Consider the following 11,771-nt stretch of genomic DNA (forward strand, 5'->3'; position numbering starts at 1 on the left):
GTCAGCGCACCCAGACGACGATGCCGCGCAGGTCGTGCAGGACCGCCGCCAGGCCCGCACGCAGCGCGCGGTCGGCGCGCTCCTCGGTGAAGGTGGACGGGTCGTAGTGGCTCGACGGCCCGAGTCCCTCGCCGCGGAAGCCGCCGCCGGTCCAGTCCGCGGCCGTCACGTTCGACGTAGGCTCGGCGATCTCGGCGCCGACGACCAGGAACTGCTGGTGCAGCGCGGTCGGCGACACCGCGGCGAGCGGGTCGACCATGTGGTTGCCGACGCTGATCACCAGGTCGGACCGCTCGTCGATCGCCCGGGTGACCGCGGCGATCCGGTCGTCGGCGTCCGTCGCCGACACCGTCGTGACGGTGACGTCCTCGTCCGCCGCCCACGACGCGACGGTGTCGAGCAGGGTCCGGGTCGGAGCGTCCTCGGCGTCGCCGGCGTCCGACAGGAGCACGACGTCGTAGCCGTCGGGGGCGTGCACCCCGGACCACGAACCCGGCTCCGGGTGGATGGTGGCCTCGGGTGCCGGCGGCCGCGTCGGGTCGGAGAAGCCCGCGCCGAGGGCGCCGGCCGTGGCGTGGGCCGTCGCCGACGTGCCGGTACCGGCGTCGGTCCCGCCGGGCGTCGCCGAGCACCCGGCCAGCACGGCGGCGCCGGCGCCGACGAGGGCGACGGCAGTCAGCAGGACGGTCGTCCGAGCGGCGAGGCGGGTCACTGCATCATCGAAACACGTCGGTGCGCCCCACCGGGCCGACTCCGGCGGCTGTCCGACACCTGTCCCACTGCTGGTCACCACCTGTTCACCTGCCGGTCGTCCGAGGGCCGGATCGTCTGCGCGTGCCTTCCGGAACCTCCGTCGCGCTCCTGCGCCCCCGCCCCGTCCGTCCGTCCCGCGCCGCCGCGCTGATCGCCCGGGTCGTCGCCGTGCTCCTGCTGCTCGGGGTGGTCGTCGTCGGCGTGCTGGCCGGGGCGTCGCCGGCATCGGCGCACGGCTTCAGCTCGGTCGTCTACGCGAAGGTGACGTCGCCGGAACCGACGGTCGTGCACGCGGAGCTCGGGCTCGAGTACGACCTGATGCTGGTGTCGGTCGCCACGAGCGAGCACGACGACCCCCTGCACACGCAGGGCCAGGCGGCCTGGGACGACGGCGACTTCCCCGGCATGGTGTCGGCGGCGGAGGCGCACACCGACGCCATCGGGAAGTACGTGTCCGACCGGTTCACGGTGACGGGGGCCGGCGGGCAGCGCTGCACGGCCGTGCTCGGGAAGACCGTGACGGTCGACCTGCAGGACGAGGTGCCGTACGCCCACGTGACGGCCGACTTCACCTGCCCCGAGCCGTCGGAGACGCAGACCGGACACGTCGTCCGGTCGACGCTGTTCCCGGACAGCGAGACCTTCGTGCGGGACACCAAGACGATCGTCACGTACGACGTCGACGCGAAGCAGGGGTCGGCGACACTCGACGCCGCGCAGCCGTCGTTCTCGACCGAGCAGTCGGCAGGGCAGCGCTTCTGGGAGTTCTTCCGCCTCGGCGCCGAGCACCTGCTGACCGGGATCGACCACATCCTGTTCCTCGTCGCGCTCATCGCCGGTTCACGACGTCTGCGCGAGGTGGTCTACACCGCGTCGGCGTTCACGATCGCGCACTCGATCACGTTCATCCTCGCCGCGCTCGGGGTGGTGAGCCCGCCCGCCATCGTCGTCGAGCCGCTCATCGCCCTGTCCATCGCGGCAGTGGCCGGCTGGTACCTGTGGCGGCTCTGGCGGCGCCGGTCGCGGGCGGACGAACTCGTGGTCGGTACGCACGGGCACTTCTCGCTCGACCGAGCCGGCTGGACGCGCCTGGCCGTCGTCTTCGCGTTCGGGCTCATCCACGGACTCGGGTTCGCCGGGGCGCTGGGCATCCACGAGGCGTTCTCGTGGCAGCTGCTCGTGTCGCTCCTCATCTTCAACGTCGGCATCGAGGCCGTGCAGCTCGCGATCATCGTCATCGTGTTCCCGCCGCTCTCCCTCCTGCGCCGGAAGGCCCACCGAGTCTCGCTCTGGGTCACCGGAGCCGTCACCGCCGGGGTGTTCGTGATGGGGATGATCTGGTTCGTCGAGCGCCTCGCTGCAGGATGACCACGACTTGTCACTCAGCGTTTACCAAGACGTTTCGCAGTGCATGCAGAGTCTTCCGTGCTGCACCATCCCACGTCTGAGAAACGGACCACCATGAGTCTCCTGTCCGGCGCCACCACACGGCGCAGAACCACCACCCTCCGCGTGTGCGGAGCCGTCCTCGGGGCCGCGCTCATCGCCGGCGCCTCGATGGTCGGCACGAACGCCGCCACCGCGGCGACGAACACCCCCACCACCAACATCTCCACCGGCGGCCCGATCCACATCCTGCTGGGTGTCGGCGCCACCGAGAGCCAGCGCATCGCCTCGTGGTACTTCCCGACGAACGTCGCCCAGTCGCTCGAGATCCAGAAGACCGCGTCGATGACCGACGGGGTCTTCACCGACGCCAAGTCGACGATCGCCGCGTCGAAGGCCGCGAACACCGCAGCCGACACGAGCACGACGGACTCGAACACGAAGAACATCGACGGCATCGCCGCCGAGTCGGGCTACATCAACGCCCACGCCACGATCTCGGACCTCGAGCCGAACACCTCGTACACGTACCACGTCGGTGCGGCGGACGGGTCGGCATGGTCGGCGTCCTACACGTTCACCACGAAGAGCTTCTCCGGCGACTTCGACTTCCTGTTCTTCGGTGACCCGCAGATCGGTTCGTCGGGCTACGTCGACGACGACGGGGCGGGCTGGGCGGACACGCTGAAGTACGCCACGACCACCGAGCCGGACGCCGAGCTCCTGGTCTCCGGTGGCGACCAGATCGAGCACGCCAACAACGAGTACGAGTGGGGTGCGTTCGCCGACAGCAGCGACGTCCTCAAGCGCTACCCGTGGGCCTCGACCATCGGCAACCACGACGTCGGCGGCAAGGCGTACGAGCAGCACAACCAGGTGCCGAACTCGCTCAAGGTGCCGGACTTCTACCCGGGTGGCAACACCACCGCGAACTCGGGTGGCGACTACTGGTACATGTACAAGGGCGTCCTGTTCATCGACATCAACTCGAACGCCTACGCGGCCGGTTCGGACGCTGCCCACGTGAACTACGTGCGCGACGTCATCAACCGCTACGGCGACGACGCGAAGTGGACCACGCTGGTCTACCACCACTCGATCTACTCGCCGGCCGACCACGCGAACGACAAGGACAACCAGCAGCGCCGGTTCGACTTCACGCGTGCGTTCTCCGACATGGGCGTCGACCTCGTCCTGCAGGGCCACGACCACTCCTACTCGCGCAGCTACGCGATCAAGAACGGCAAGAAGGCCAACGTCAACGAGCAGCCCGCTGCTCCCGAGGTCTTCTCCGGCCCCGGTGGCGTCATCTACATGACGGCGAACTCGGCCTCCGGCTCGAAGTACTACGACCTGACCGCTCCGGACGCCACGCAGAGCGGCTACGGCGCGGACCCGCTCGACCCGACGGGCAAGCGCCACTGGGCCAACTCGGTCGAGAACCAGGAGCACGTCCGCACCTTCGTGAAGGTGTCGGTCACCGACGAGAAGCTCTCCGTCCAGGACATCCGCGCCGGTGACTGCACCACGCTCAACTCGGCGGTCCAGCACGGCAACGTCGACAGCTGCGGCGTGACGCTCCAGCCGACCGCCACCGCCGACCCGGCCGCGATCGGTTCGACGGTCGACCGGTTCGACCTGCACGCCACGCTGCCGGCGACCACCACGACGCTCGCCGTCTCCGCCGCGTCGCAGACCTACAACGCGGCGAAGCCGGCCACGGTCACCGCGACCATCGCCGGTGGCATCGGCAAGCAGCAGGGCACGCTGACGGTCTCGGACGGCAAGAAGGTCCTCGGCACCGTCCCGGTGAAGAACGGCACCGCCACCATGACGCTCCCCAGCGCTCTGGCCATCGGCACGCACGCGCTCACCGCCAAGTTCGTCAACGCGGACTCGACCTTCTCGGGCACCGACTCGGCGACCGCGAAGGCCACCACCGTCACCGTCACGAAGGCCCCGTCCCGCACGGCGCTCAAGTACAGCGGCGGCAAGGCGACCGTGCAGGTCAAGGCCACGGGCTTCACCGTCAACGGCACGGCGCGGATCTACCAGGGCACGAAGCGCCTGGCGACCGTCACCGTCAAGAACGGCAAGGTCACCTCGGCGCTCTCGCTGAAGAAGGGCACGCACAAGCTGCACGCCGTCTTCGCCGGCACCGACACCCTGACGACGAGCACCAGCCCGGTGCAGTCGATCGTCATCAAGTAACACCAGTGCACCGAGCGAGGGCCCCGCGACTCCGGTCGCGGGGCCCTCGTGCGTCGTTCAGGACTGCGCGATCGTGAAGCGAGGACGGCGATCGCCACGGGCGTGCCGACCACTACGACCGCAAGACTCCGTGGGAGCGATCGGTTCCGAACACGTTGTGTAAGCGATGGGTTACTGGTGGTACTTGTAAGCGATCGGTGACAGGGTTCCGCTGTAACCGGACGATTACAGCGGAGGCGCACATGCGAGTCGACACTGCCCTTGCGCTGGGCGATCTCGTGCACGAGCGCCGCACGCATCTCGGTTGGTCCCAGGCTGAGCTCGCCGAGCGGATGGGTGTCAGCCGCCGATGGGTCAACGAGTTCGAAGGCGGGAAGGGCACCGCACAGCTCCGTCTTGCCTTCGACGCGCTGACCGTCCTCGGCCTGGTCCTCGAGGCGAACGAGCGCGACCGATGAGCGAGCTGCGCACGTTCCTCGACGGCGTGCCGGTCGGCACCAGATGCCGGACGCGATGGTGACGACGGTCGGGCGCGTCCTCCGAGCGGTCTTCGTGCTCATGTCGCTCCTCCGGTTTCCCGGTCGACACGATCCTCGGGCGGCCCCGTCCGCCGAAGTGCGGACTGGCGCGGCCCCCGAACGAGGGTCAGGATGCTGACCAGTTGCACAACGCAACGGGTCAGGTGCTTCCCCCGACAGAGGAGTCGTCATGAAGAAGTCCATCGCAGCCGCGTTCGCCGCCGCGGCCGTCATCACCGCGGGCGTGTTCGCCGCGTCACCCGCCTCGGCACTGCCGGCCAGCACCAAGGTCGTCGGTGGCGAGAAGGCCCCCACCACCTCGTGGGCGGTCCAGCTCGAGGCGTCGGGCGGCTCGATCCCGTCCGGCTACGTCAGCAACTGCACCGGTGAGCAGATCAACGCCTCGTGGATCCTCACCGCCCGCCACTGCATCGACGGCATCGGTGCGATGAACGTCTACCACTCGAACTCCACGACCAACCGGGGCACGGCCGTCGCCGTCGACCGCGTCAGTGCCTCGCCGGCCGGCGACATCGCCCTCGTCCACCTGCGGACCGCGTACGCGCTGTCCATGTACGCACCCCTCGACCTCACCGCGACCGCCAAGTCGAGCGGGACCGGCACCATCCAGGGCTACGGCCTGCGCGCGAACGCGACCCAGTCCGACGGGCTCTACCAGGCCACCGTCTCGCTCACCGGCGCGAGCACCGACGCCTACAGCGGTCGTGCGCAGCACCTCACGGGCGTGACCGGCGCCTCGAACCACGGCGACTCCGGCGGCCCGCTGCTCGTGAACGGCAAGGTCGTCGCCGTCTGCTCCACCGGTGACAGCGCCGACCCCGGTGCGAACACCAAGGCCGGCTCGAACTACGCCCTGCTGTCGCAGGCCTCGTCCTGGATCAAGACCACGGCCGGCGTCTGAACCGACAGGCGGACGGGAGGCCCGTGGCGACGCCGCCACGGGCCTCCCGTCCGTCATCAGCCGTCTCCAGAGCGGCTGGTCGCCCACCCGCGCTGGGTCAGGAGTTGTCGATCACACGGACGTAGTCGATCTTCATCTGCTGCGGGAACTGCGTCGTACCGTCCGGGTAGCCCGGCCAGCTGCCGCCGACGGCGAGGTTCAGCACGATGAAGAACGGCTTGTCGAAGACCCACGGATTGCCACCCGTGTCGGCCGGCGTGATCGTCTTGTACGCGACACCGTCGACCGACCAGGTGATCGATCCCGGCTTCCAGTCGACCGCGAACGTGTGGAACGTGTCCGCGAACGACCACCCCTGGGGGTGCTGGTAGCTCGACGTGATGCCCTGACCGCCGGAGTACCCGGGCCCGTGGACCGTGCCGTGCACCGTCGCCGGCTCGTACCCGACGTTCTCCATCACGTCGACCTCGCCGGAGTTCGGCCAGCCGACCTGGGGCAGGTCGGACCCGAGCATCCAGAACGCCGGCCAGATGCCCTGGCCGCGGGGGATCTGGATCCGGGCCTCGACGCGGCCGTACCGGGGCGTGTACTTGCCCTGCGTCGTGAGTCGGGCGCTGGTGTACGAACCGTCCGCCTCGCGCTTCGCCGTGATGATCAAGTTGCCCTGCCCGTCGAGCGCCGAGTTGTCGCGCGAGTCGGTGTAGTCCTCGAGCTCGTTGTTGCCCCAGCCGCCGCCGCCGGTCTCGTTCGTCCACGCCGATCGATCCGGCGCGCTGCCCGCGGCTCCGTCGAAGTCCTGCGACCAGACCACGTCGCCGCTCGCGGCGTTCGCGGGGTCCGCTCCCTGCAGGACCGGGCCCGCACCGAGTGCGATGGCCGCCGCTCCGGCGACCGTGAGAGCGACCAGTCGTCGCTTCCGAGTGGTGTGCATCATCGATCCTCCCGGGATCAGTTGTACGAGGCGACGCGGTTCGGGGCGGTGTTGCCCGCTGGTGTCGGCACCGCACCACCGACGCCGTTGATGACGCTCGAGATGGTGCCGGTGTCGCCGAGTGAGACCGTGACCAGGCCGTGCGCGCGGACGCCAGCGGTCTGCAGGACCTCGAACGCCCGGTCTGCGTGCACCGCGGGGTTCGTGTTGAAGAAGCAGTAGACGCCGCCGCCCCAGATCTCGTGGCTCGTCACGTTCGCCGCCACCTTGTAGGCCGCGTAGCCGGCGCCGGTCGGGCTCTGCCACGAGGCGTTGTCGGGCACGTCGTAGGGCATCTCGTTCTGGAAGAAGATCGTCTTGCCGTTGTTGCCGTTCCACTGCACTTCGTACTTCTGGTAGTGCTCGACGAACAGCCCGGTGGCGAGGACGTCGTTGCCGTTCACCTCGACGCCGGTCGCCCCGGTGTTCACGGTCCACCCGGTCGCCGCACCGCCGTGGTCCGCGCGCCAGGCCCAGATGTGGTCGACGAGCGTGTCGTCGGCGTTCACCTGCAGCGTGGTCGAGGCCTTGCCCTGCACGCTCGATCCGACGCGGAAGAAGACGTCCTGGATGCTCTGCGGGTCGCCGGCGTGGTCGACGTGCGACCCGGACGCGCCGAGGCGGACCAACTGCGCGCTGTTCTGCGTGCCCGCATCGACCACGAGGTTCGAGACGTTCACCCCCGCGACGTCGGTCGAGGTCAGGACGGCGTTGCCCTTGGTCGGCACGAGCGTCGGGAAGCCGATGCCCGTCACGACGGTGTCCGCGCGGGTGACGTTGATCGCCGCGTCGAGCTGGTAGGTGCCCGGTGTGAAGTACAGGTTCAGCCCCTGGGCCAGCGCGCTGTTGATGGTCGCCGACGAGTCGCCCGGGTGGGCGACGTAGAAGTTCCGCATCGGGATGTCGGTGCCGCCGGTGTTCGGCCACGTGACACCGCTCGAGTTCTGCCGCAGCGACGGGACGAACACGTGGTACTTGTTCGACGAGTCGACGTACAGGTACGGCTTCTCCCGCGTCGTCGGGGTCGTGGCGAGCGTGGTGTAGCTCTTCGAGAAGTCGTTCGCCGGGGCGCCGTTCACCCCAGAGAACGTCATGTTCCAGTTGCCGCCCTGCCACGAGCCGATCGTGGAGTTCCGGGTGTACCACTGCTGCTGCGACCCGGAGGTCACCGTGCCGTCGACCTTGGTGTCGGCGATGTAGCCGCCCGACGAGTACCCCTGGCCGCCGTCCTGGTTCGAGGGCCCCATCGTCAGGTTCCCCTTGATGTGCACCCGACGCATCGGCGCGGCCTGGGACACCGCCCACCGGTCGGTGCCGCCTTCGGGGGCGATCGCCACGTTCTCGACCGACCGCCAGAAGTTCTGCGTCGCGTTCTTCTCGTCCCCGGCGTTCCATCCGGAATCGACGTTCACGGCACCGTTGATCGTCACGTCGTCGGGGTTCTTCCCGAGCCCGGCGACCGATGTGTAGAAGCCCAGGTTCGCCCAGACGCGGCCATAGCTGCCGGGCTTGAACAGGAAGGCGTACCGCTGCGTGCCGAACTGCGCGCTCGCGCTGCGGAGCTGACTGGTGAAGGCGGCGTCGACGTCGGCCTGGATGGTCGACGCGGGCACCGAGGGATCGTAGATCTTGACGTTGCTCCCGAAGTCCGGGGTGTCGCTCGTCGTGACCGCCTGGGCGGAGATCGCGGGGACGAGGGCCCCCACGACACCGGCGCTCAAGGCGATCGCGACGAGCTGCTTCATCCGTCGTTGCATGATGCTCGATTCGTCGTCGTGCGGCGTCGTTGCCACACGGAACAGACCGTAGACCTGTCGGAGCGCCCGGACAGTCGGACGAAATGGGGACCAGTGGCGACTCCGGTCCGCAGCAGACCGACACGGCGCGCGACGCTGAAAGCCCGCTCACGTGCGACGACGATGGTGGAGGCATGAGCCAGTACGACAAGCGCGACCCGAACACCCTCTACCCGGCCCCGCCGTACCCGAAGCAGGAGCAGTCGCTGCCGGGTGCCGCCTGGAAGATGGACCCGAAGCCGGACCACGGCGAGGAGAGCTACGTCGGCCGTGAGCGGCTGACCGGCTACCGCGGCATCATCACCGGCGCCGATTCCGGCATCGGTCGAGCGGCCGCGATCGCGCTGTCGCGCGAAGGCGCCGACCTGGTGCTGTCCTACCTGCCGGACGAGCAGGAGGACGCCGAAGAGGTCCGCGACCTGCTCGAGTCCGAGGGCCGTCGCGCGGTTCTGTTCCCCGGTGACATCTCCGACGAGCAGTACTGCAAGGACCTGGTGCAGAAGGGCGTCGACGAGCTCGGCGGTCTCGACACCCTGGTCATGGTCGCCGGCCGCATGGACAGCAACGAGGACATCCTGACCCTCGACACGTCGATGTTCGACTCGACGTTCAAGACCAACATCTACTCGTTGTTCTGGCTGACCAAGGCTGCGGTGCCGCACCTCGAGCCGGGCTCCACCATCGTGACGACGGGTTCGATCCAGGCGTCGACGCCGTCGGCCGACAAGATCGACTACGCGGTGTCGAAGGGTGCGATCAAGCTCTTCACCGAGGCCGTTGCACAGCAGCTCGCCCCGAAGGGCATCCGCGTGAACTCCGTCGCGCCCGGACCCGTGTGGACGCCGCTGCAGCCGGGCTCCGACGACGCCGAGACCGTGTCGCACTTCGGCGAGACCTCGCCGTTCGGTCGACCCGGACAGCCCGCCGAGCTCGGTGCCGCGTACGTGCACCTCGTGAGCCCGGAGTCCAGCTACCAGTCCGGATCCACGATCACGATCGCCGGCGGAACGCCCGCGTTCTGATCGGCGTCGTGACAGACGAGGAGACCACATGTCCGGAGTGACGCACACCGTGTTGGTCGAGTGGGACGGAGCGGACCGGTCGTCCGAGGCCAACGTCCTGTCCCGCGAGCACCTGCCGCGGATCGACGGTGTCGAGTCGGTGCAGTCGGGGACGAGCGTGAGCACCGAGGGGCTGGAGGGCGGGTTCCACTGGATGCTCGTCGTCCGGTTCCGCGATCGGGCAGCGCTCGCCGGGTACCTGCCGCATCCGGAGCACCGGCCGGTGGCGGAGTTCATCGGCGGAGCGAGTGCGCGGGTCGTGGTGTTCGACGTCGAGGACGCGGCGTAGGCGGCAGCACCTCCGTCCGGACTGGATCGGGGGTGCTGACGCCGCGCGCGCACCCCGCAGCGCCTGACGAGGGATCAACGCCGGTCGATCGCGCTGACGACCATGCCGGTGCACACGAACAGGACGCCGCCGATGAACGCCGATGCCCCGGCGACGGCACCTTCGACACCGCCGAGGCTCAGCGCCACGATCGCACCCACTACGGCCAGGGGCACGCCGACCAGGTAGGCGACGAGCGCGGTTTCGGGGATGAGCTTCTTCGTCGCCACGTCAGTGCTGCTTCCGGCGGCGGGAGGCCTGCAGCGCGATGACCGCTGCTCCGGTGACGGCGAGGCCGCCGGCCCAGGGGAGCAGGTGCATCGCGTCCGACCCCGTGTAGGCGAGCTCGCCCGTACTCGCGGTCGGGGTGACGACCGTGCCCGTGGGGGAGACTGCCGGCGCCGCGGTGGGCTGGACGTCGACCGTGAAGGCGGTTGCGAACCCGCTCGAGGCGACCTCGAGGGAGTGCGTCGACGCCTCGGGGAACGTGACATCGGTCGCGACCCACGGGTCGCGGCTCGGCGTGATGACGTCGGAAGCGTGATCCGAGGTCACCGTGAACGGCACCGGGTAGCCGTCGGCGTCGTCGACCTCGTTGCCGAAGCGGTCGACCAGGTGGCCGCTGACGAGCAGGGTCCCGCCCTGGTCGATGGTGGGTTGGCCGCCCTCGAACCCGACCCCGAACCCGATGTACCCACCGTCGGGCTGACGGGTGGTCTCGTTCTCGAACGTCCAGACGGTGCCGTCGCGTTCGATGACCCAGCTGGTGGAGTGCGCGGTGAGGAAGGTGTCCTTGTCCTCGGCGGTGACCTCCACGCCGAGCGGTGCGGCGGCGTCGATCGTGATGTTGACGTACTGCGACGCGGTCGTGGTGCCGCTCGTCGCCACGATGCGGAACGCGTAGGTGCCGGAGTAGCGGGGCTTCCCGGAGAGCGCGCCGGTGGCGTGGTCCAGGGACAGGCCGTACGGCAGGTACCCGGACTCATCGCCGTCGTCCTCGCTCGCGTACGGATCGTCGAGCGAGTAGTACGCAGCCGAGTACGTCGGTGCGGGGAAGCCCGCGGCGGCGAACGTGTGGGTGAAACGCTCACCGGCGACCGCGGAGAACGTGATCGGGTCGTCTTCGGTCGAGGCCTCCGGGAAAGCCGCCTCCTGCGTGATGACGGCGGTCGTGGTCGTCGCGGACTCCTCGGCGTCGCTGGTGATCGTGACGCTGATGGTCTTGCCGGCGTCCGATGCAGCGACGACGTACGAGTCAGCGGTGACCGGCAAGGACGTGTCACCGCTGGTCCACGCGTAGGCCAGGGCGCCGGTGAAGTCGTGCCCGGTCGCCGTCAGGGTGCTGCCGACGGTCGCGTCCCCGGTGATCGTCGCGGTCGGCGACGCGGCCGGTTCGGCTGCGACGGGCGCGGTCGGATCGGGAGTCGCAGTCGCGGCCGGCGTGCTGACCGGCAGGGACGGTTCCGCGGTGGGATCAGCTGTCGCCTCGGCCGTCGGCCTGGACGTCGCCCCGGGAACCGGCGGAGCCGACTCGTCAGCGCCGTCGGCCGTGCTGTCAGCGCCCTGCGCCGGGGACGCGGTCGCGGTGCTCGTCGGCGCGACGGGCTGCTCGTCGGCGAAGGCGGTCGTGGCCGTCAACGCGCCGAAGCCGGCGCTCAGGCCGATGACGGCGATGGTCGCGCCGATCGCGCAGGCGCGTCGAAGTGTTGCAGTGCTGTGCTGCACGGGTGGTCCCCTCGGGTGTGCAGTCCGGCAGGAGCCCGGACGTCTGAGATCGCCGGAAGCCGGCGCTCTCGGATCGTAGCCAACCTTGGAACGGGCTGAGG

Annotated in this window: 11 protein-coding genes; 6 read left to right on the top strand and 5 right to left on the bottom strand. The window is 69.5% G+C overall.

The window, feature by feature from the left end; genetic code table 11:
- Window position 1: 1 nt before the first annotated feature.
- On the bottom strand, window positions 2-712 hold the full coding sequence (locus ACGH48_RS01265) for a hypothetical protein (RefSeq protein WP_396289897.1): 711 nt from the start codon (window positions 710-712) through the stop codon (window positions 2-4).
- A 122-nt stretch (window positions 713-834) separates the two neighbouring features.
- Between ACGH48_RS01265 and ACGH48_RS01270 the strand changes: the two genes are divergently transcribed.
- The 4 genes from ACGH48_RS01270 (at window position 835) to ACGH48_RS01285 (ending at window position 5,790) form a co-directional block, all read left to right on the top strand.
- Complete coding sequence (locus ACGH48_RS01270) at window positions 835-2,121, top strand: HupE/UreJ family protein (protein WP_396289898.1); 1,287 nt, start codon at window positions 835-837, stop codon at window positions 2,119-2,121.
- A 93-nt stretch (window positions 2,122-2,214) separates the two neighbouring features.
- Window positions 2,215-4,350, top strand: a complete 2,136-nt coding sequence (locus ACGH48_RS01275) for an Ig-like domain repeat protein (RefSeq protein WP_396289899.1) — start codon at window positions 2,215-2,217, stop codon at window positions 4,348-4,350.
- Window positions 4,351-4,592: 242 nt separating this feature from the next.
- Window positions 4,593-4,808 carry a helix-turn-helix domain-containing protein gene (locus ACGH48_RS01280; protein ID WP_148061698.1) on the top strand — a complete coding sequence of 72 codons (216 nt, stop codon included), beginning with the start codon at window positions 4,593-4,595 and terminating at the stop codon, window positions 4,806-4,808.
- Window positions 4,809-5,058: 250 nt separating this feature from the next.
- Window positions 5,059-5,790: a S1 family peptidase gene (locus ACGH48_RS01285; protein ID WP_396289900.1), complete on the top strand. Its 732-nt coding sequence runs from the start codon at window positions 5,059-5,061 to the stop codon at window positions 5,788-5,790.
- A gap of 97 nt (window positions 5,791-5,887) precedes the next feature.
- Here the strand turns inward: ACGH48_RS01285 and ACGH48_RS01290 are convergent, their stop codons facing one another.
- Window positions 5,888-6,721, bottom strand: coding sequence for a family 16 glycosylhydrolase (locus ACGH48_RS01290; RefSeq protein ID WP_396289901.1), 834 nt, complete (start codon window positions 6,719-6,721; stop codon window positions 5,888-5,890).
- A gap of 17 nt (window positions 6,722-6,738) precedes the next feature.
- Complete coding sequence (locus tag ACGH48_RS01295) at window positions 6,739-8,553, bottom strand: hypothetical protein (protein ID WP_396289902.1); 1,815 nt, start codon at window positions 8,551-8,553, stop codon at window positions 6,739-6,741.
- A gap of 137 nt (window positions 8,554-8,690) precedes the next feature.
- On the opposite strand from ACGH48_RS01295, the gene ACGH48_RS01300 reads away from it, so the two are divergent.
- Window positions 8,691-9,578 (top strand): SDR family oxidoreductase, encoded by an 888-nt coding sequence (locus tag ACGH48_RS01300; protein WP_123310880.1) that lies wholly within the window; start codon window positions 8,691-8,693, stop codon window positions 9,576-9,578.
- 28 nt (window positions 9,579-9,606) lie between these two features.
- Window positions 9,607-9,906 (top strand): Dabb family protein, encoded by a 300-nt coding sequence (locus ACGH48_RS01305; protein ID WP_396289903.1) that lies wholly within the window; start codon window positions 9,607-9,609, stop codon window positions 9,904-9,906.
- Between the two features lie 74 nt (window positions 9,907-9,980).
- Here ACGH48_RS01305 and ACGH48_RS01310 read toward each other — a convergent pair whose 3' ends face one another.
- Together ACGH48_RS01310 and ACGH48_RS01315 are read right to left on the bottom strand one after the other, a co-directional pair.
- On the bottom strand, window positions 9,981-10,175 hold the full coding sequence (locus ACGH48_RS01310; protein WP_396289904.1) for a hypothetical protein: 195 nt from the start codon (window positions 10,173-10,175) through the stop codon (window positions 9,981-9,983).
- A 1-nt stretch (window position 10,176) separates the two neighbouring features.
- Complete coding sequence (locus ACGH48_RS01315) at window positions 10,177-11,670, bottom strand: putative Ig domain-containing protein (protein WP_396289905.1); 1,494 nt, start codon at window positions 11,668-11,670, stop codon at window positions 10,177-10,179.
- Window positions 11,671-11,771: the final 101 nt, after the last annotated feature.

The sequence above is a fragment of the Curtobacterium pomorum genome (assembly GCF_044497295.1).
Lineage (GTDB): Bacteria > Actinomycetota > Actinomycetes > Actinomycetales > Microbacteriaceae > Curtobacterium.